Below are 21,253 nucleotides of genomic sequence, written 5' to 3'. Positions count from 1 at the left end.
ACAACAAAGTGGGCAGAAGATGCCTGATTATACTTAATCAGGCTATTCTCGGACAGCCTCCTAGATAACGGCCCAGATGCTTGGGGTCGAGCTTATGGTAAGTACCGGTAATCGCTGTTTTCACGTTTCCCAGCATGGTATTTACCCAGGTGAACAACTCATTCTCCATGGATGCATGCCCACCACCGGTAATGATGGCTGTGTGCTGGCATCCGGCATCTTCAATACCCCGGAAACAGGACAAGCCATCGCTGACGGCCCGGACACCCTTTTTCAGGGCATGTTCTGCCCACTCCTGAATGGTTTTTCGCCGGAAGTTATCAACGGCATTGAACTTCATGTAGATAGGGTGGTTATCAGCATCTGTCTGAACTGCGGCCACGAAGGGGGCTTTGTTCTCTGAGCCTCTGCCCCGGCGGCCTCCGTGGCGCTCTCCGCCCCAATAGGCGTCATCAATCTGAACAAAACCACTCAACTGCCAGCTGTTATCTCTTTCCATCATGACCTGCATGAGTTTGTGTTTCATGCGCAATGCGGCATTGTAGGAAATGCCAAGTTGTCGATGAAGCGTCAGGCAAGAAATCCCCGCTTTATTCTGGGTGACGAGATAGATACCCAGAAACCAGGTAGCTAGAGGCAGCTTTGTTGAGTCAAAGATAGTGTTACTGGTAAGCGAGGTTTGGCAACGGCAGCAATTGCACTGGAATTCAGCTTTCCGGTGAAGCTTGCAGAAACTGCGGGAGCCACACTTCGGGCATTGGAAGCCATCTGGCCAGCGCCAAGAGGACAGCGCGTTCTCACACTGCTCTTCACTGCCGTAATTAGCCAGAAATTGCATAATGCCAAGGCCTTTTTGGAACTGAATGGTGTTTTTACACATCAGTTTTACCTCCAAAACACATGACTATCGACGTTTATTATAGCAGCTGGCTCACGACGTAGGGTCGGTGGTAATCAGGAAAGATTAAGACCCATTTTGCCAAACCAGGGAACCTGAATGTCTGATCCAACCCCCCAGAATGAGTTATTAGTGTCTTTGCTCGGGATACCAACATCATTTTCTTTAGCTCCACCGCCGCCCCAATTGAACAGCGTAGCCAGATAAATGTCCGTTACCGGTCCCCACGGCAGGCTACTGAACAGACCTTTAAGGGAAAACCGGGGAGCGAACTTCATGAACATCTTGGGCTGGCCTTTTTTGTCACTGTTTTCCCGATCGGTCAGGTTAAACACGTCAACATAGCCATACAGGTCAAGAATGCCTGAGCGCCCGCCGAACTCCAGCTCCAGATAGTCATGCCCATCATGGGGGGTATTCTCGGGCCTGGGCAGTTCCTTGTAGGCATACATCAGGTTCAGGTTCATCCATTTGAAGTCATTGCTGGGGGGCTCTCCGTCGTTATAGTCGGTGGCCAGGGCCGGGGGAACCAGTAAGAAAACCAGCGTAGCGGCGCTGATCAGCCGCCATAACTTCAGGCAGTAGTTTTTCACAGCCAGACTCCCTATCAGACCCAACAGTGGGTAGTGATGAGTAAATATGTACAGGGAAGCCGGTGCAACCTCACGGGAACACAGGCCAGGGTTCTGGCAAGTATAGGAAAGAGTTTGATCACTTGGTTGGCCATCAATCCGGAGAGGAAAATTAAAGCGTATTCCAGAGTGTCTCAAAGATAATTTGCTGGGCAGCAGCAATTTCAGGTGAGTCAAGCACGACAGCTACCGGATAATTCCCGGAGCCAAGGGAAATCATCGCAACTTTAGGGGGATATATCGCAATATAGCTGGCATCCATGCGCCCTTTGGCATCAATCCACTTACGCTCAGACAGTCCGGCATCCTCTCCGCCTTCACCAATGGCAATAACCCGAACCTTGATGTTCTTCCGGATACGCTGCTGAGTGTAGTTGGGAAAAGGGCGGTACAGGTGCTGGCGAATCAGCTTGGAGGAGAAGACACAGTATTCCCGGTCTTGTTGCCGGGCTACGGTATTGAGAATGTCTTTGAGCACAAACTCAATACCACTGTCGCCTTCGTAGAAGCGGACATTTCCGGCACTGAAATCCGGCTTGAGATGGTTCAGTTGCGGAATCAGCCTGGTTTTCATCTCTTCAATGGTGGCGTCCAGCGACTGGCGTTTTTCTTCGGCCAGCTCCAGTAGCTTTTCCGGTGGTTCAGCCGAGAAGATTCGTCGCTTGCCTTTGGGGAAGTAACTGACAATCCCTTTGCCAGCCAGGTCTTTCAGGGTTTCATAGGTGGTGCCACGATTGATACCCGTTTGCGCGGCAATATCCCGGATGGATGCTGATCCAAGCTTCAAAAGGGTCAGATAAGTAGCAATTTCCCGTTGGCTGAGGCCCAGGTTTTCCAGAGTATCAAGATGCATAGCGCGGGTATCGGGTGAAACAGGGACGTTATTTCAGGGCAAATCCTAAGAGCTTTTACCAAGAGCTATGGTTGATGGCCGATAGAAACAGCAGACCAACCAATGGATATCGTATGCCTGAAGTCCAGCCATCGCAAGCATCTCAAGCACAGAGCCATGGTGTTTCCAGAGATGATCACTATGTTTATTCGCACAACCGCTTTGGTCGGGGTTGCCATTACATTGGCCGGTTTCTGTCCCGACCCGTTTCACTGGTGGCCAATTCGGCAACAAGGCTGTTCGCCCATGACCGACCGGGCAAAAGCAGCCCGCCTTCCGGGCGTGAAACACAGAAGCGAAATATACCACTGTGGGCCAGAACAACAGCACGAGTCACTGCGGTCATGCTATTTCTGCTGCCCGCATTGGCATTGGGAGTATTGGGGTTCTCGCTGCGTATGATCGCCAACCGGTTCAGGAACGACATTTCCCTGATTCAGTCTTCTGTTCCACCCGCCATTTATCATCCTGAGCGGGGGCTGCATTTGATGACCTACAACACCGGCCTGATGCCGTCGTTTATCCGTAATTTGAACGACCTGCGTTCATCACAACAGCGCTGTCGGGAGATTGCCAGGGCAATAACCCGCAATCCTGACGTTACCCCTGATGTCGTCTGTTTCCAGGAAGTGTTTGACCAGCAGGCGACGAAGCAGCTCTGCCGGGATCTCAGTGGCCACTACCATCACATTGTTCACAGTGTTGCTCCCCGGGAAACCGGATTGAACAGTGGCCTGGCCATTGCCAGCAAATACCCCGTACAGGAGGTAACATTCCGGCCCTTCTCTGATCTGGCCGGAGAAGACCAGCTGGCCAATAAGGGGCTGCTGCGGATCGTGCTGGATCTCGGTAACGATAAAACGGCCGTGGTTTATAATACGCACCTTCAGGCCAGGGAAGGTGAAACCTATGAGGCGATCCGCTTTGCCGAGTTGTGTCAGATAAGAGAGTGGGTTGAGGAGGATAGTCATAACGACAGGCAGAATAACCGACACCATCATGGCATCTTCCTGATGGGCGACCTGAACAGTGCCCGGTCAGACGAGCAGGGAAGAGTTAGTAAAAATCCAGAGTATCAGCATGCCATGCAGGCTCTGGGGAAAGCGTTCTCTAACCGTTACTACGATACCCATGATCCGGAAAATGATACCCGGCTGGTTGATCGCAGCGAGTCATTTTTTGTCAATAGCGACCAGGCAACCATCAGGCCGGAAGACCGTCGGGAACCAGATGGTTCATGGTATCTGGGGGCCGGAAACAGACAGCGTCAACCGTGGGGAAGCAAAAGCTGGAAAGCACATCCCGAGGTGGCCAGGCACTGTATTTATGATTACCAGATGGTGTATGGGGATACAGAACACCGATGGGCAGCCCATGCAGAAATACGACAACTGGGGCTTGATGTTGATAACGATCTGGAAAGCGGGTTATCTGACCATTTGCCGGTTTCGGTTATTTACCGCGAAGCAGGCGGGTTTTCTGCGGCCATTGCCGGTCTGGAACCGGAGGATTTTACTGCCCTGGAGGTCAGGGAACTGGTGAAGAAACTGAAGCTCGCCTATGGTCATCAGACCAGTGATCAGATCAGCGATAATATAGTTGATCCAGCGTTCTCAGGTGTCAGCCCCCTGCATAAAATTGCTGAACTCAGGGCTCAGTATCAAAGGAAACCGGTGATTGTGAATGAGCTTAACCGGCTCGAAAAAATGATCAGACAAAGTATGAATCCTGCTTCCGGAACATCTGGCCCGAACGTCGGGTAAACGGCGCTTTGGTAATGTGGTTGATTACACTGTTGTCAATTATTTTATGACATAAAGGGTTGTCTTTTTATGCTTCGTCATTAACCTAATGATACCAGTCAGATGATGACTTGTTCAGGCGTGAGTCGCTGGACAACAGTGGCAGGCTTTTTCAATGATTCCAATGGTTAAACATTCCTGACATTTCAGAAAAATATGATCTCTGTCCTGGTATTTTTTTTCCAAAAAACACATCGGTTTATCAGGTTTGATGCCTGATAGCGCTTTTGTTTTTGCGTTACCAGACGACACAGTTAAAAAGCAGATGCTCCAGCCGGGGCACTTTGTATACCAAGATGTATACCAAGATGTATACCAAGATGTATACCAAGATGTACACCGAGTTGTAGACCGAGGCTACCATGAGAGCTGATATCGTTATTCTTGCTGCCGGGCAGGGCAGTCGTATGAAGTCCAAACTGCCAAAGGTTCTGCATCCTATTGCCGGCAAGCCCATGCTGGAGCATGTCATTCTCAGTGCCCAGCACACCCAGAAAAAGGTCGGTAACGGCAAGATTCATGTGGTGATTGGGCATGGGGCCGAGCAGGTAAAAAATGCACTTGGCCATTACGATCTGAACTGGGTGGTTCAGGAAGAACAGTTGGGGACTGGTCATGCGGTGCAGCAGGCACTGCCGGGCTGCAAAGGTGCCGATGTGGTGCTGGTGCTCTATGGCGATGTTCCCCTGATTCACTCGTCGTCTTTACAGTCACTGCTGGCAGGCAGTAATGGTGAGCGTCTGGGACTACTGACCATCAACCTGGCTAACCCTTCCGGTTATGGCCGGATTATCCGTGATGGCTTTGGCAATATTCAGGCCATTGTTGAGGATAAGGATGCCAGCCCGGAGCAGCTGGCCATCAATGAAGTGAATACCGGCATCATGGCCATTCCGGGGAATAAGGCGAACGGCTGGATCAGTAACCTGAACAATGACAACGTCCAGCATGAGTTCTATCTCACAGATATCGTGTCCATGGCGGTAGCCGAAGATACGCCGGTTATTCATGTCCAGCCACAGCGCCCTATTGAAGTTGAAGGTGTCAACAGCCGAGTCCAGCTGATGCAGCTGGAAAGGGCCCGTCAACAACAGCTGGCGAATAACCTGATGGTTAATGGCGTCACCATTATTGACCCACAGCGTCTGGATATTCGTGGTGATGTCAAGACTGGCCATGATATTACTCTGGATATCAATGTGGTGCTCGAAGGCCGGGTTGAGCTGGCAGATAACGTTTATATCGAACCCGGTTGTGTTATTCGCAACTCGGTCATTGGGGAAGGGGCCGTTATCAAAGCACACTCCATACTGGAAGATGCGGTTGTTGCTGCAGGCTGTGAGGTTGGCCCTTTTGCCCGCCTGAGGCCGGGAACCGAACTGAAGGAAAAAGCCCGGGTTGGCAACTTTGTAGAAATCAAGAAAACCGTCATTGGCAAAGGCAGCAAGGTCAATCACCTCAGCTATGTGGGCGACTGCGAACTGGGGGATGAGGTCAATGTTGGCGCTGGCACCATTACCTGCAATTACGATGGTGTCAACAAATACAAGACCATTATTGGCGATGGTGCTTTTATCGGCAGCAACAGTTCGCTGGTTGCTCCTGTCACCATTGGCTGTGGAGCAACCGCAGGTGCGGGTTCCACCATTACCAAAAATATTCCGGATGGACAGTTGGCCGTGGCCCGTGGACAGCAGCGCAATATTGAAGGCTGGCAGCGTCCGGTAAAAGAAGACTGAGATTGACAGAAAGGGAGAAAATGACGCTCAGGTCATGCACTCCCGGATGATTCCAGTAACGTTTATGATTATCCAAAGGATCGACAACTATGTGTGGGATTGTTGGTGCTGTAGCGCAAAGAGATGTAGCAGATATTCTGCTGGAAGGTCTTCGTCGTCTGGAATACCGGGGCTATGACTCAGCAGGTATCGCCATCATTAATGACAACGGCGAGCTGCACAGAGAAAGAAGAACCGGCAAGGTATCTGAGCTGGCGGATGCGGTTTCCCGCAACCCGCTTCAGGGGGGCACTGGCATTGCCCATACCCGCTGGGCCACTCACGGTGAACCCAACGAGCGTAATGCCCACCCGCACGTATCAGAAGACCATATTGCCGTTGTCCATAATGGCATTATTGAAAACCATGAAGCATTGCGAGCTTTTCTGCAGGGTGAAGGCTATGTCTTTACCTCGGATACCGATACGGAAGTGATTGCCCATCTGGTCAGTCTTGAACTCAAGCGCAGTGATTCCCTGCTGGAGGCGGTACAGAAAACCGTAGCCAGGCTGGAAGGCGCCTATGGCATGGTAGTGATGGACTGCAACGACAGTGAGCGTCTTGTGGTCGCTCGCTCCGGCAGCCCCCTGGTGATCGGGGTGGGTATTGGTGAACACTTTATCGCTTCCGACCAGCTGGCACTGTTCCCGGTTACCCGCCGGTTTATGTTCCTGGAAGAGGGGGATGTGGCGGAAGTGACCCGCAACGGGGTGACGATTCTGGATGTAACTGGCACCCCGGTTGGGCGAGAGGCCAGGGACAGTGATATTGAACATGATGCCGGAGATAAAGGCCCGTACCGTCACTACATGCTCAAAGAGATTCATGAGCAACCGGAAGCCATTGCCAATACCCTGGAAGGTCGCCTGGGTGAGCATCAGCTGAATCTCGATATCCTGGGCAAGGAAGGCCGGGAGATTCTCAGTAAAACCCGTGCCGTACAAATTGTCGCCTGCGGAACCAGTTACCATGCCGGTATGGTGGCCCGCTACTGGTTTGAGGAGCTGGCGGGTATTCCCTGTCGTGTTGAGATTGCCTCTGAGTTCCGTTACCGGAAATTCTTTGTGCCTGAAGACTGCCTGTTTGTCACCATTTCCCAGTCCGGCGAGACAGCCGATACGCTGGCGGCATTGAAGCTGGCGAAAGAGCTGGGCTATATGGCTTCACTGAGCATTTGTAATGTACCGGGCTCTTCCATGGTGCGGGAGTCGGATATTGCCATGATGACCCGGGCCGGTGCAGAAATTGGCGTGGCATCCACCAAGGCATTTACCACCCAGTTAACGGCACTGCTGATGCTGGTGACGGCGATTGGCCGTCATACGGGCATGACCCCGGAACAGGAAGCCAATGTCGTTTCAGCGCTACGGCACCTGCCCCATATCCTGAGTAATACACTGGGGCTGAGTGATGATATTGAGGCCATGGCAGAAGCCTTTGCCGATAAGCATCACTGTCTGTTCCTGGGCCGTGGAACCCAGTACCCCATCGCCATGGAAGGGGCCCTGAAGCTTAAGGAGATTTCCTATATCCATGCAGAAGCCTACGCGGCCGGTGAACTGAAGCATGGCCCGCTGGCACTGATCGATAACGATATGCCGGTGATAGTGGTGGCACCGAACAACGACCTGCTGGAAAAACTGAAATCCAATATGGAAGAGGTGCGGGCCAGGGGCGGGCAGCTGTTTGTCTTTGCGGATAGACAGGCACACCTGACCGAGACCGAAGGGGTCCGGGTTCTGCCAGTGGACGAGGTGCCGGAAGTAGTGGCCCCGATTCTTTATACCATCCCCCTGCAGCTGCTCTCTTATCATGTGGCGATCATCAAGGGTACCGATGTTGATCAGCCGCGTAATCTGGCAAAAAGCGTGACGGTTGAATAATGAAGCGGCAAAGGCGGTTACGGGGTATGTGTCTGTAGGGATAGTTGAAGCCGTTAGGTATTCTCCCGCCAGCCCTAAGATGCAGGGTAAGGCGGCGCTGTTCAGCGTTTCCAGCGCCGCCGGTTTCTGAGAAAAACAAAATACCCTTTAAGGGGTCAGTGAGTTCTCCACCTCTGTCCAGATTGGTCTTAAGTCATCCTGGACAGAACTGCTGTCTCCACCGGCAGAAGTATTCCCCCAAGTGACCACGGTACCCTCCGCTTTCAGGGCGGCAAAAGCATCATAGGCACTGAAAATGGTCGTTACCGGGTTAGTCGCTGCGTCACCATTCAGTCGCTGTTCTACCTGGCTAGTCCATCATTTCAATGATTGTGTGCTCCTACCAGTTTGTTACCTGGTATCAGAACCTGAGCAATTAGCAAAAAGTCCACTATTGTTAATGTCTTCGCGGGAGATGACTTAATGATTGAAGGGCCTTCCAGCGCGAGTGAATCACGCTATCCTGTTCCCGGTACCCGTTCGGAAACGGGGTCTAAAAAAACCAGATGGCAGCCATACCCTGCAAAAAACTGGCTGAGCAATGCCTCTGGACACCTCGAAAGCATTCCCGATAAGGGGATAACCAACCTTCCCAATGAATTGGTTGTAAAAGTTCTTTCCAGCCTGGACATAAGAGATATTTCTGTTTGCAGGCGTGTCAACCGCAGTTGGCAAGCACTTGTGGATGAAAATTATTTACAGGCTCTCTCTTTTAGTCGAGGCCTCCATTATCACCCCTTTCGACGGATAGTTGAGCATTACCATTCTTTTCTCAGAGGATGGCTAACGGACTTCAGCAATCAAGGAAAAGAATCAGTAGAGCAGTTAGATAAATTTTCGGGGCATAAATACTTCCCTGAGATATTATTTTTCAGTGTTGCCAACGTGTTCGCTAAAACAAAGCTTTTGACCTTTCAGGATGTATACGTCATTTATCATGATGGCCATATAAACAGTGCCTGCTTCAGCCCCGATGGACAACATTTTGCAACAGCCTCTAGCGATAACACGGTCACTATCGTGGGGCTTGTTGACGGCCAATGGCAGAAAAAAGTCGTTATCCTGCATACTCGTTGTGTGTTCCATGTCAGCTTCAGCCCCGATGGAAGTTACCTTGTGACGGGCTCTGCTGATCACACTGCCAAAATTTGGGGGCTTGTTGATGGCCAATGGCAGGAAAAAGCCACTATCCAGCATAATCAATCGGTGTACCATGGCTGCTTCAGCCCCAATGGCAGTCATCTTGCGACAGTCTCTGTTGATCATACCGCCAAAATCTGGGGGCTTGTTGACGGCCAATGGCAGGAACAGGCTACCATCCGGCATACTGGTTCTGGGAGCAATGGCTGCTTCAGCCCTGATGGAAGACGCCTTGTGACCGAATCTGGTAATGACACCGTGACAATCTGGGGGCTTGTTGACGGGCAATGGCAGCAACAATCCACTATCCGGCATACTCATAATCTTTGGTTAAGTAATACCCACTTCAGCCCTGATGGAAGTCACATTGTGACCGTCTTTTACCACGACATCGTCACCATCTGTGGGCTTGTTGATGGGCAATGGCAAGAAAAAGCCTCTATCCGACATTCTGGTCGGATGCTCAATGCCAGCTTCAGTCCCGATGGACGTCAGCTTGTGTCAGCATCTGAGGATAAAACGGTGACAATCTGGGGACTTGTTAGCGGGGAATGGCAACAAAAAGTCATTCTGCGGCATTCTTCCCGGGTGATCAATGCCATCTTCAGTGCCGATGGCAGTCACCTAGCAACAGTCTCTGGCGACAACACCGTGAGAATCCGGGAGGACGTTGCCGGGCAATGGCAGATAAAGGCCACCATCCGGCATACTGGTCGGGTGAACAATGTCCGATTCAGCCCTGATGGAAGACACGTTGTGACAGCCTCTAACGATCGCACTGCCAAAGTCTGGGGGATTGTTGACGGGCAATGGCAGAAAAAAGCTACTTTTCGGCATTCCTCCCTGGTGATGAATGCCCGCTTCAGCCCTGACGGCAGTCAGCTGGTGACAGTCTGTTTCGATAGGATCGCCAAAATCTGGCTGCTGCAAAGTAGGGAGAATAGAGTGACAGCTACCGGATTGGCCAAGCCGAGACAGACAAGCCTAAGCTAACAATGTCGTTAGATAATTTTTTGAAAGCGGAGGTGTTGACTCCTTCCAAAAAGCGTATTCATCCTCCCGGGAATACGTCACCATGGCTCAACCTAACGAATGAGGGAATCTTCGCCTTCAAAGTCAGAGCGCTGTGAACCTGTGTACTTACTGTGGGGGCTGCTATCTGAGTAAGCAGTTAAACATGCGCAACTCTCAATGAACAACAAACGGGTGTCTAAAATATGTTGCCCCTGGCTATATCAATGAGTTCTTTCCAAAGCCATTTAAAAACCAATGGCACTGACTTAAGAGTGAAAGTCTTGCCATACGCAGGATTTAAGGCGCCCTATGATTTGAACCACAAATGTTCATGACGATGGTTTGTTACCCTCTGTCATGAAAGCTGTAGTCACCGCTAAACTATCAAGTCACCTTGCACAATACTTTTTATATTCATGCCCTGATTTTACAAACCCACACTTTTCTAAAGAACGAACGGATGCGTTAGAAACAGGTTCAGAAGTAAAACCTGAAAAACAATGATCTTTATTAATCCTTTCTAAAGCTCTCAGTGCATGTCGTATTGTCATTCCAAAAGGATCGGGGAAAGTGCTTGCAACTCTAAAAAATTGATTAATATCACTAAAATCCTCAATGGAAAGATATTCTTTAAACTGAATCAGATCATGCGTCTTTAATAATTCTTCTGCCATATTTAAAACACATTTTCGAATTCGTGATTTGAAATTAGCGCTATCAACTTTCGGAATGGGCATTCCCCGAAAGTTTTGATAATGCTCAAATATTGAAATCAAAGCTTCTGAACCAAAACCTCTTCCTGTATACTGCTTAAGAAGGTGACGATTAATTACAGAGAAGCCTGTTTTAGATAACATTGAGGTAGTCATGATACCGATTAATGATTTCGTCTCTTTGTCTGCAATCACCCAGGTTCTAGAAAAAAAATCACCCTTTAACTTATCAAGCTTGATTCGAATTTTGATTATTTCATCCGATGAGTCAGCTGTAATTAGAATGGGAGTCCACTCTGCTTCTCTATTACGGAATTCTAAGTTCATACGTCTAACAAGGCTGATCTCTTCTTTAGAATTATTAAAATGGGTCATTACTAATCTACTGGATTCGACTCTTGATGTCCTCTCATAAAGTAAATCAAAATCAGAAGTTGTTTTCTTCTCAACTGTAAACTGATCTAATTGTTTTTGTTGACATTTAGACCCTGTTTCTTCAACGATTTTAGCTTCTACTTTTGGGGCAACAACTTTATCCTTGCTTTCTTCGATCTCAGAACAAAAAGATGAGCAGGCCGCTGGGCTGTATTTGGGATTGATACCTTCCATAATTAAACTCCTATTTCAATTTCTGCCAGGTGATATTTTTTGGACAGAGCATCTGTTAAATAGTTGATAACGAAGCAGTAAGTATGCATAACAAATGGTCCCAACCGACGCACCTACGGCACGCGGCTCAACCAAGCGTTGAGTAATTTATGATTATCTTGGTTAACATTTCGGCAACACCGAAAAATAGCATCTCAGGGAAGTGTTGATGTCCCGAAAGCTTATCTAACTGCGCGACCAATTCTTTACCTTTATCGCTGAAGCCTGATAGCCAGCCTCTAAGAAAAGAGTGGTAATGCTCACCTATTCCCGGCATGGGTTGATAATGGAGACGTCGACCAAAAGAGAGAGCCTGTGAATAATGTTCATCTATAAGTGCTTGCTGGCTGCGCTCGACCTCCCCGCTTACAGAAATATCCCTTGTATCCGGGCTGGAAGGAACTTTTACAATGCCCTTGCCGGGAATCTCGGGACTCCTTTCGAGGCGTCCAGAAGCATCTCTCAGCCACATTTTGGTAGGGGTAGGATATGGCTGCCACTTAAGACAGGATTATAAATCGGGGAAATTCCGTTATTCTCCCCACTTTTTAACAGCCAGATTTTGACGATGTTGCCGTAAGCGTATGTCACAAACTGGCTGCCATCAGGGCTGAAACGGGCACCTTTTACCCAAGAAGTTTGCCGTATCATGGTTTTTTTCTGCCAGTGGCCGTTAATAACCCCCCAGATTTCAGTCGTGCCATCGCCAGAAGCTGTTACAAGGTGACTGCCATCGGGGCTGAAGCTGATATTGTTCACCTGGCCAGAATGCTTGATGGTGATTTGTTCCTGCCATTGGCTGCCAACCAATCCCCAGATTGAAGCGGTGCAATCGTCAGAAGCTGTGACAAGGTAACTGCCATCGGGGCTGAAACGGATATTGTTCACCTGGCCAGAATGCCGGATGGTGGCGTTTTCCTGCCATTGCCCGTCAACGCGTCCAAAGATTTTGATAGTGTTATCTTTAGAGACTGTTATCAGGTGACTGCCATCGGGGCTGAACCGGGCATTCACCGCGCCAGAATGCCAGATGGTGGCTGTTTCCTGCCATTGCCCGTCAACAAGCCTCCAGATTGTGATGGTGTTATCGTTAGAGGCTGTCGCAAAATATCTTCCATTAGGGCTAAAGTTAGCGTTTGTCAGCCAAGCATAATTCAGTACAGTGGCTTGCTCCTGCCATTGCCCGTCAACACGTCCAAAGATTTGGGCAGTAACATCATCAGCGGCTGTTACAAGGTGACGGCCATCGGGGCTGAAGCTAACATTGTTGACCCGACCAGAATGCTGGATGATGGCCTTTTCCTGCCATTGCCCGTCGACGAGTCCAAAGATTTTGGCCGTTTGATCATCAGAGACGGTCACAAGGTAACGTCCATTGGGGCTGAAACTAGCATCGCTCACCCTATCATAATGCTGGATGGTGGCTGTTTCCTGCCATTGCTCGTCAACAAGCTCGCAGATTTTGGCAGTGTGGTCGAGAGAAGCTGTTACAAGGTAATGTCCATCGGGGCTGAAGCGGGCATTGCACACCCAACCAGTATGCCGGATGATAACTTTTTCCTGCCACTGCCCGGCAATAAGCTCCCAGATTGTGACGGTATTATCGTTAGAGGCGGTCGCTACATGTCTGCCATCCGGGCTGAAGCGGGCACTGTTCACTGGGGCCGAATGACGGACGATGCATACATTTTTACAGCGCAAAAGCGTGGTCTTGGCGAACACTTCGGCAACACCGAGAAATAGTATCTCAGGGAAGTATTCATGTTCCGAAAGTTTATCTAACTGCGCGACTAATTCTTTTCCTTCACTGCTGAAGCCTGTTAGCCAGCCTCTGAGAAAAGAGTTATAGTGCTCAACGGCTCGTGGTCGAGGCATGGGTTGATGATAGCGGCTTCGGCTAAAAGAACGAGCCAGTAAATAATTTTCGTAACTGTTCAGCACCCCCACATAAATCTGGAATTTTCTGATTTTTATACCATCCTCTTAAGCACCATTTTTCCACAATATTCGCCAGCATGATTCCAGAACTACCCGCAACTATGTCGGCTGAGATTCTCTTGAAAGAGAATGCAGAGCTGCGGATGAGAGTTGCCTGTCTGGAAGAGCGATGTCGAGAATTGGAAGAAAAGGTTGGCAAGAACAGTCAAAACAGCAGCAAGCCGCCATCGTCTGATGGTTATCAAAAACCTTGTAAAAACAGTAATTCTCCAGATCATTCTGACGACCTTTCCGCAGATAAAGGTACCGATCCATCGGATGAAAAACCCAATCCTAAAAGTCTGAGACAGTCTTCTGGTAATAAAGCCGGTGGAAAGAAAGGGCATCAGGGCACTTGTCTTAAACAGGTCGATATCCCTGACTATATTGAGTACCTTCCGGTTAAAGAATGCAATAAATGTCAGGCGTCTCTTCTTGATAGTGAGCCGGTCAAATATATTGAACGACAGGTGTTTGAACCAGGGAGACCGGGTGAATTTGAAGTAACGGCCCATAGAGCTGAAGTAAAAATCTGCACTTGTGGTTGTCGGAATCAGGCTGAATTCCCGGAAGGTGTTACCGCTGCCGCACAATATGGCTCAGCCACACAGGCTATGGCCGTCTATCTTAACCAATACCATTTCCTGCCTTTTAAGCGCGTGTCAGAGTATTTTAATACTCTCTATAAAATGAGTGTAAGTGCAGGCACTGTCGCCAATTTTGTGGCCAGAACCTATGAAAATCTGGCTTCTACTGAAGAGGTTATTCGTGACGCCTTGCGGGAATCGTCTGTTGCCGGAGCCGATGAAACGGGTATGCGGGCCGAGGGCTCTTTGCACTGGCTACACGTTATGCGGGATGAACAATGGACGCTCTACTACTTGTCTGAAAAGCGAGGTCGTGAGGCCATGGACACGATGGGCATACTGCTAACATTTGCAGGCGTTCTGGTTCATGATCATTGGAAATCCTATTTTGCATATGCGGCAACTCACGTACTTTGCAATGCCCATCACCTGAGGGAGCTTTTGGGTGTTGTTGATAGGGACAGCAATCAACTGGCGTTGCGATTGATGAAGCTACTGAGGCTTTCCTGGCATTACTGCAAGGGCTTTAAGACCATAGGTATGCTACAGATGCCAAGTGTTGTCTGTGAACGAATCGAGAAGATTTATGACCGGTTGCTTCAGCGGGCTCTAATGAAAGAAGTCGTCTATATGGAGAAGCAACGAGAGGAGCTTAAGCGCAAGAAAGTCAAGAATACTAAAGCTTACAATCTCTTCAAACGACTCACTGAGTTCAAGGCTGAGACACTGCGCTTCATGTCAGATTTTACCATTCCCTTCGATAACAATGGCAGTGAGCGGGATGTTCGAATGGCCAAGTTAAAGCAGAAAATCTCAGGCTGCTTCAGGAGTGCAGACGGTGGTTCTATGTTTGCACGGATTCGCAGCTATTTGTCGTCTGCCAGAAAACAGGGAATGGACATATATCAATCACTTCATAGAGCTGTTCGGAATTACTGTAATATGCCTTTGCTCAGTGCTGAATAGTTACAATCCAGGAGGCCAAAAAAGCGCTTGAAGAACGGGAACAGGCCCTGAATCCCGATAAGCCGATAGACGACAAAAAGCAAATCAGCTTTGCTGATCATGATGCCAGGATCATGGGTAAAAAAGGCAGTGGCTATCAGTACAGTTATAACGCCCAGATCAGCGTCGACAGCGATAATGGTATCATTGTTGGCCAGCACATCAGCCAGCATGCCAATGACAAGCAGGAAGTAAAGCCTGCACTTGAAGCCATTGCAGAAGCAACAGATAACGCGTCCATTGGCAAAATGAGTGAGGATAATGGCTATTACTCAGGGCCCAACCTGCAAGCGTTTGATGATGCGAACATTGACGCTTACATGGCTACGGATCGACAGGAGAAGCCTGCAACAGAGGGACTGGAAGACTCTGACAGAAAGTTTGTCAAAGCGGATTTTATTTACCATGAAGCAGACGACAGCTTTACCTGCCCTGCCGGTGAGAAGCTGATTTATAACACGGCTAGCAAAGCAAAACACAAAAGCTACCGCGTCAGTAAAGATATCTGCCGGGATTGCCCGTTACGTAAAAGGTGCAGTGGTGACGACAACAAAGACCCGGGGAAAGTGATTCGCACAGACCGCCACGAAGCCATACGCCAGGCGATGAACCGCAAAATGGAAACCAAAGAGGCCAAAGCGGTTTATGAGCGTCGCAAGGTGATTGCGGAACCGCCTTTTGGCCAAATCAAGAACTCAGGATTCAGAGGGTTCAGTGTCCGGGGTAAGGAAAAAGTGGCTGGAGAATTTTCACTGGTCTGCAGTGCTTATAATTTCAAAAAAATTGTCAAATTGGTTTCAACGGGATCAATCCGTCTTGAAGAAGCAAAAAGGCTTAAAATGGCAGCATAAAGGCAAGCAAAAGGGTAAAAAACGCAATTTTTACCCCAAAACAGGCTAAATTTAGGTCAATATTTGATCAGCCAAGAAAATGCTGAAGCTTTCGTTTTTTCAATAGCTAGTTCTCGGACAGCCTCCTAGAAATACTCCGGATGCGGTTTGGCAGCCAACTCAGCTTCCGACAAATTTCCCGCAGTGTACGGGTCAGTGTGGGGACGGTATCCAACTACGTTAAGGCCTTTCAGGAATCGGAATTAAGCTGGCCCCTGGCAGAGGATATATCTGAGCCTGAGCTTATTCAGGCGCTGTTTCCCGATGCCTCGATAGCCAATCGAAAAGGGTTGATTGATCCTGACTGGGCTGAGGTGCATCAGGAACTGAAGCGCAAGGAAGTGACCAAACAACGACTCTGGGAAGAATACTGTCAGGCCCACCCCCTCAATGCCTACAGCTATGCCCAGTACTGTCACCGTTACAATCAGTGGCGTGGTTGTCAAAAGCGATCTATGCGACAGCTGCACAATGCAGGTGAAAAGTTATTTGTTGATTATGCCGGGCCAACCATGCCAATCATCAACCCGGACACCGGCGAAATTGCCCACAATGCCCAGATATTTGTGGCAGTGCTGGGAGCGTCCAACTATACCTACGCTGAAGCGACTCTGTCACAAAAAACAGAGGACTGGCTGGGGTCTCATGAACGGGCCTTTGAGTTCTTTGGTGGGGTGCCAGAAATTGTTGTGCCAGACAACCCAAAGTGCGCAGTTATCAAAGCCTGTCGGTACGAGCCGGATCTCAACCCATCATACCAGCACCTGGCTTGTCACTACCAGGTGGCAGTCATTCCGGCACGCCCCTACAAACCCAAAGACAAGGCCAAAGCAGAAGTCGGTGTACAGGTAGTGGAGCGGTGGATACTGGCCAGGCTTCGTCATGAAATGTTCTTTACCCTGGCAGAGCTGAACCTGCGGATACGTGAGCTGTTAATCGAACTGAACCTGAAGCCCTTTAAGCAGTTGCCAGGAACGCGACGTAGTGCGTTTGAACAACTGGATGAACCAGCCCTCAAGCCACTGCCGAAGCAATCTTTTGTGTTCGCTGAGTTTATCAAGGCCCGGGTGAATGTGGATTATCATATTATCTGCAAGGGGCACGCCTACTCGGTTCCCCATCAGCTTGCAGGCAGGCAGGAAGTAGAAGTACAGGCGACTGAGCACTGCGTCACGATCTACGCTAACGGTAAAGTGGTGGCCAGCCACGCTCGCAAGCACACACGTGGATTTACGACGTTAGCAGTTCATATGCCGGAACGACATCGTCACCATCAGGATTGGACGCCTGAGCGTTTACTTAACTGGGCTAACGACATTGGTCAGGAAGTCTATTGTTTTATTCAATCACTGCTGGATAGCAAGGAGCATCCTGAACAAGCCTATCGAGCTTCATTGGGGCTGCTAAACCTGCAGCGGGAATATGGAACTGAACGACTCAACAACGCCTGCGCCTGCCCATGCCAGGAACATCGGGGGTTATCGGTTAAAAAATGTCCGATCAATCCTCCAGTCAGGCAAAGACCTGATGCCATTGGAGCCACAGTTAAAACAAACGACAGGTCCCTTGCATGATGATCACGAAAATATTCGTGGCGCTATTTGCTATCAATAACCGGAGGCGAACATGATCAATGAAACACTGGCTCGCCTTAGGTCACTGCGACTGACCGGAATGGCAGATGCCCTCAATCAACAGCTGGACCAGCCGGGCACCTACAGTAGCCTTAGCTTTGAAGAACGACTGTCGTTGCTTACTGAGCAGGAAGAAACAGAGCGAAACAATAAACGTCTGGCTCGGCTGCTCAGAAGCGCCCGGTTTAAACTGGCTGCCCGGATACACGACATTGACTATGAACACCCCAGAGGTCTCAAACAGAACCAGATGGCCAGCCTGTCTGGAGGAGGCTGGCTTGACCGGTACAGGAACCTGTTGATCACCGGACCTTGTGGTTCCGGTAAGAGCTACCTGGCCTGCGCCCTTGGGCACATGGCTTGTCTGAAAGGCTACAGTGTCCGGTACTATCGGATGTCCAGGCTACTGGATGAACTGATCCTTGCCCACGGTGATGGCAGCTACAGCAGGCAGTTGAAACAACTGGCAAAAGTAGACTTGCTGATTCTGGACGACTGGGGCCTGGAACCACTGACGCAGCAACAAAGGAACGATCTGCTGGAAGTCATGGATGACAGGCACGAGCAAGGTTCCACGTTGGTTACCAGTCAATTGCCCACCCGGAAGTGGCATGCCAGCATTGGTGATGAAACTCTGGCCGACGCCATTCTTGACCGGCTTATGCACAATGCCCACCGGATTGAACTCAAAGGCGAATCCATGCGCAAAAAGCTTGGAAAATTGGACGCAGTTGAACACCTGGTCTAAAAATCACACTGGGCAATGTGTAAGGAGTTCAGGGTGTTCAAATGAAACAGAATAGGTGTTCAAGTTAACCAGAATACGCAGGCGTCACCGCTTTCTTGAAGTGATTAATAATGATCAAGCAGAAGAGCTTTGTGGCATTACTGAGCTTGATGAAACATTTTTCCGTGAATCCTTCAAAGGGCAAAGAGAAGGCCTTCCACGGCCAACCCGAAAGCGGGGTAATGATCCCAACAAAGCCCGAAAAGTCCCGGTAATGGTGGCTCGGGACCGTAATCGAAATACCGTTGACGGTGTATTAGAAAACGAAAGTGCTAATGAATTGTGCAGGCATTTAAATGGCCGCATATCGATACAGGCCACGGTCTGTGCGGATGCACACCTCGCTCACGAAAAACTTGCTGACAAGCTTGGATTTGTCTTCAAGGAGCTGGTGACATCAGCAGGTCAACATGTTGTTGAAGGCATCTACCACATCCAGACTGTAAATTCTTATCACAGTCATTTAAAACGCTGGATTGGCGGCGTATTCCAAGGGGTTGCAACTCGTTACCTTCCCCATTATCTGGCCTGGAGGCGAGAACTGACGGCAGCAAAAAAATTAACTGTTGGCCGGTTGATCAGCAGAATTACTGAACATTGGTGCTTCCAACCATTAACGGTAACTTAGCCCTTGTACAGGCTTATCTTCTGAAAAATCAACAGTATCTATACGCTGTGAACGGCCTTGTAATTTGTCGTCCAGACTGAGGGATACCTTGCGGTTTGACTTCATCGCCATCAGGAAATGTTTATTACAGTCGTGGTAACTGTTCAGCACCCCCACATAAATCTGGAATTTTCTGATTTTTATACCATCCTCTTAAGCACCATTTTTCCACAATATTCGCCAGCATGATTCCAGAACTACCCGCAACTATGTCGGCTGAGATTCTCTTGAAAGAGAATGCAGAGCTGCGGATGAGAGTTGCCTGTCTGGAAGAGCGATGTCGAGAATTGGAAGAAAAGGTTGGCAAGAACAGTCAAAACAGCAGCAAGCCGCCATCGTCTGATGGTTATCAAAAACCTTGTAAAAACAGTAATTCTCCAGATCATTCTGACGACCTTTCCGCAGATAAAGATACCGATCCATCGGATGAAAAACCCAATCCTAAAAGTCTGAGACAGTCTTCTGGTAATAAAGCCGGTGGAAAGAAAGGGCATCAGGGCACTTGTCTTAAACAGGTCGATATCCCTGACTATATTGAGTACCTTCCGGTTAAAGAATGCAATAAATGTCAGGCGTCTCTTCTTGATAGTGAGCCGGTCAAATATATTGAACGACAGGTGTTTGAACCAGGGAGACCGGGTGAATTTGAAGTAACGGCCCATAGAGCTGAAGTAAAAATCTGCACTTGTGGTTGTCGGAATCAGGCTGAATTCCCGGAAGGTGTTACCGCTGCCGCACAATATGGCTCAGCCACACAGGCTATGGCCGTCTATCTTAACCAATACCATTTCCTGCCTTTTAAGCGCGTGTCAGAGTATTTTAATACTCTCTATAAAATGAGTGTAAGTGCAGGCACTGTCGCCAATTTTGTGGCCAGAACCTATGAAAATCTGGCTTCTACTGAAGAGGTTATTCGTGACGCCTTGCGGGAATCGTCTGTTGCCGGAGCCGATGAAACGGGTATGCGGGCCGAGGGCTCTTTGCACTGGCTACACGTTATGCGGGATGAACAATGGACGCTCTACTACTTGTCTGAAAAGCGAGGTCGTGAGGCCATGGACACGATGGGCATACTGCTAACATTTGCAGGCGTTCTGGTTCATGATCATTGGAAATCCTATTTTGCATATGCGGCAACTCACGTACTTTGCAATGCCCATCACCTGAGGGAGCTTTTGGGTGTTGTTGATAGGGACAGCAATCAACTGGCGTTGCGATTGATGAAGCTACTGAGGCTTTCCTGGCATTACTGCAAGGGCTTTAAGACCATAGGTATGCTACAGATGCCAAGTGTTGTCTGTGAACGAATCGAGAAGATTTATGACCGGTTGCTTCAGCGGGCTCTAATGAAAGAAGTCGTCTATATGGAGAAGCAACGAGAGGAGCTTAAGCGCAAGAAAGTCAAGAATACTAAAGCTTACAATCTCTTCAAACGACTCACTGAGTTCAAGGCTGAGACACTGCGCTTCATGTCAGATTTTACCATTCCCTTCGATAACAATGGCAGTGAGCGGGATGTTCGAATGGCCAAGTTAAAGCAGAAAATCTCAGGCTGCTTCAGGAGTGCAGACGGTGGTTCTATGTTTGCACGGATTCGCAGCTATTTGTCGTCTGCCAGAAAACAGGGAATGGACATATATCAATCACTTCATAGAGCTGTTCGGAATTACTGTAATATGCCTTTGCTCAGTGCTGAATAGTTACCAGTCGTGTCGAATAAACATCATATTGTCGTTTGAGCAAAACCAGCTATCTGCAAGGACATAGCGGAACATAAGCTGGTTATGGCAGCAAATCATCAGCATCTCCCGCATCATTTCATTTTTGGTTTGCTCTGCATATCGTCTTACCTTTTTTGTCTTCAAGTCGGTGTACAGGATGGTTTTCTCGATCAATTTATAGGCGACAGGAATCGACGCATCTCCGGCATGGTAGTGTGCATTGAGCAGATTTATACCTTTCACGGTGCGATTTTTTGTATGATCAAAATGCCAGGTGTTCAGGGCATTCTCTTTGCTGAACTGCTTTTCCTGAATCGTATCGTCAAAGATCAAAACCCCATCACTGCACTCAACCTGTCGCACGACGGGTTTAACGTAAAGCCATAAGTCACGACTGGTAAACTCATTGTTTGAAAGCAATCGGGTGAATTGGTCATGACTGTAGACATTATCCAAAAGCTCTGACACTCCCGTTGCAGTGGTCTTCCCAGACGACGACAACAGGTAGTCAGAATAAAGTTCTATGAGATCATTTTTCATGCCACC

General features: G+C 49.0%; 16 protein-coding genes and 3 pseudogenes. 11 read left to right on the top strand and 8 right to left on the bottom strand.

Annotated elements, in window-relative coordinates; all coding sequences use genetic code 11:
• Positions 1–37 precede the first annotated feature (37 nt).
• From MJO57_RS29665 to MJO57_RS29655, 3 genes are all read right to left on the bottom strand, one after another.
• On the bottom strand, positions 38–880 hold the full coding sequence (locus MJO57_RS29665; protein ID WP_252020924.1) for an IS1595 family transposase: 843 nt from the start codon (positions 878–880) through the stop codon (positions 38–40).
• Positions 881–954: 74 nt separating this feature from the next.
• Positions 955–1,491, bottom strand: coding sequence for an outer membrane protein OmpK (locus tag MJO57_RS29660; RefSeq protein WP_252020922.1), 537 nt, complete (start codon positions 1,489–1,491; stop codon positions 955–957).
• Positions 1,492–1,642: 151 nt separating this feature from the next.
• Entirely contained in the window at positions 1,643–2,383 is a 741-nt protein-coding gene (locus MJO57_RS29655; protein WP_252020920.1) for a TrmB family transcriptional regulator, read from the bottom strand.
• A 74-nt stretch (positions 2,384–2,457) separates the two neighbouring features.
• Here MJO57_RS29655 and MJO57_RS29650 point away from each other — a divergent pair, with 74 nt between their 5' ends.
• The 5 genes and pseudogenes from MJO57_RS29650 (at position 2,458) to MJO57_RS29630 (ending at position 10,057) form a co-directional block, all read left to right on the top strand.
• The gene (locus MJO57_RS29650; protein ID WP_252020918.1) at positions 2,458–4,185 is read left to right on the top strand and encodes an endonuclease/exonuclease/phosphatase family protein; all 1,728 of its coding nucleotides are present in this window, start codon (positions 2,458–2,460) and stop codon (positions 4,183–4,185) included.
• A 401-nt stretch (positions 4,186–4,586) separates the two neighbouring features.
• Positions 4,587–5,963 (top strand): bifunctional UDP-N-acetylglucosamine diphosphorylase/glucosamine-1-phosphate N-acetyltransferase GlmU, encoded by a 1,377-nt coding sequence (gene glmU, locus MJO57_RS29645; RefSeq protein WP_252020916.1) that lies wholly within the window; start codon positions 4,587–4,589, stop codon positions 5,961–5,963.
• Positions 5,964–6,052: 89 nt separating this feature from the next.
• Positions 6,053–7,885, top strand: a complete 1,833-nt coding sequence (glmS, locus tag MJO57_RS29640; RefSeq protein WP_252020914.1) for a glutamine--fructose-6-phosphate transaminase (isomerizing) — start codon at positions 6,053–6,055, stop codon at positions 7,883–7,885.
• Between the two features lie 462 nt (positions 7,886–8,347).
• Positions 8,348–9,160: pseudogene (locus tag MJO57_RS33530) on the top strand (F-box/WD40 repeat-containing protein); the annotation flags it as partial.
• A gap of 273 nt (positions 9,161–9,433) precedes the next feature.
• Positions 9,434–10,057 (top strand): WD40 repeat domain-containing protein, encoded by a 624-nt coding sequence (locus MJO57_RS29630; RefSeq protein ID WP_252020911.1) that lies wholly within the window; start codon positions 9,434–9,436, stop codon positions 10,055–10,057.
• 410 nt (positions 10,058–10,467) lie between these two features.
• On the opposite strand, the gene MJO57_RS29625 is transcribed toward MJO57_RS29630, so the two are convergent.
• From MJO57_RS29625 to MJO57_RS29615, 3 genes are all read right to left on the bottom strand, one after another.
• Positions 10,468–11,400, bottom strand: coding sequence for a GNAT family N-acetyltransferase (locus MJO57_RS29625; protein ID WP_252020909.1), 933 nt, complete (start codon positions 11,398–11,400; stop codon positions 10,468–10,470).
• A 127-nt stretch (positions 11,401–11,527) separates the two neighbouring features.
• A complete protein-coding gene (locus MJO57_RS29620) occupies positions 11,528–11,911 on the bottom strand; it encodes a hypothetical protein (protein WP_252020907.1) in 384 nt (127 codons plus the stop codon).
• On the bottom strand, positions 11,902–13,380 hold the full coding sequence (locus tag MJO57_RS29615) for a WD40 repeat domain-containing protein (RefSeq protein WP_252020905.1): 1,479 nt from the start codon (positions 13,378–13,380) through the stop codon (positions 11,902–11,904). Before MJO57_RS29615 ends, MJO57_RS29620 begins: the two co-directional genes overlap by 10 nt.
• Positions 13,381–13,454: 74 nt before the next feature.
• Here MJO57_RS29615 and MJO57_RS29610 point away from each other — a divergent pair, with 74 nt between their 5' ends.
• The 5 genes and pseudogenes from MJO57_RS29610 to MJO57_RS29590 all read left to right on the top strand — a co-directional run.
• A complete protein-coding gene (locus MJO57_RS29610) occupies positions 13,455–14,969 on the top strand; it encodes an IS66 family transposase (RefSeq protein WP_252017330.1) in 1,515 nt (504 codons plus the stop codon).
• Positions 14,970–15,082: 113 nt separating this feature from the next.
• A complete protein-coding gene (locus MJO57_RS29605) occupies positions 15,083–15,859 on the top strand; it encodes a transposase (RefSeq protein WP_252020903.1) in 777 nt (258 codons plus the stop codon).
• Between the two features lie 140 nt (positions 15,860–15,999).
• A pseudogene (gene istA / locus MJO57_RS29600) lies at positions 16,000–17,512 on the top strand (IS21 family transposase).
• Between the two features lie 12 nt (positions 17,513–17,524).
• A complete protein-coding gene (gene istB, locus MJO57_RS29595; protein ID WP_252017309.1) occupies positions 17,525–18,280 on the top strand; it encodes an IS21-like element helper ATPase IstB in 756 nt (251 codons plus the stop codon).
• Positions 18,281–18,347: 67 nt separating this feature from the next.
• Positions 18,348–18,947 (top strand): annotated as a pseudogene (locus tag MJO57_RS29590) (IS1595 family transposase); the annotation flags it as partial.
• Here MJO57_RS29590 and MJO57_RS29585 read toward each other — a convergent pair.
• Positions 18,933–19,097, bottom strand: coding sequence for a hypothetical protein (locus tag MJO57_RS29585; protein WP_252020901.1), 165 nt, complete (start codon positions 19,095–19,097; stop codon positions 18,933–18,935). The pseudogene MJO57_RS29590 and the gene MJO57_RS29585 sit on opposite strands and share 15 nt — an antisense overlap.
• A 74-nt stretch (positions 19,098–19,171) precedes the next feature.
• Here MJO57_RS29585 and MJO57_RS29580 point away from each other — a divergent pair, with 74 nt between their 5' ends.
• Entirely contained in the window at positions 19,172–20,686 is a 1,515-nt protein-coding gene (locus MJO57_RS29580) for an IS66 family transposase (RefSeq protein ID WP_252018143.1), read from the top strand.
• On the opposite strand, the gene MJO57_RS29575 is transcribed toward MJO57_RS29580, so the two are convergent.
• On the bottom strand, positions 20,687–21,247 hold the full coding sequence (locus MJO57_RS29575; protein ID WP_252020899.1) for a transposase: 561 nt from the start codon (positions 21,245–21,247) through the stop codon (positions 20,687–20,689).
• Positions 21,248–21,253: the final 6 nt, after the last annotated feature.

This window comes from Endozoicomonas sp. SCSIO W0465, from assembly GCF_023716865.1.
Classification (GTDB): domain Bacteria; phylum Pseudomonadota; class Gammaproteobacteria; order Pseudomonadales; family Endozoicomonadaceae; genus Endozoicomonas.
This window is presented reverse-complemented; position numbering and strand designations above follow the sequence as displayed.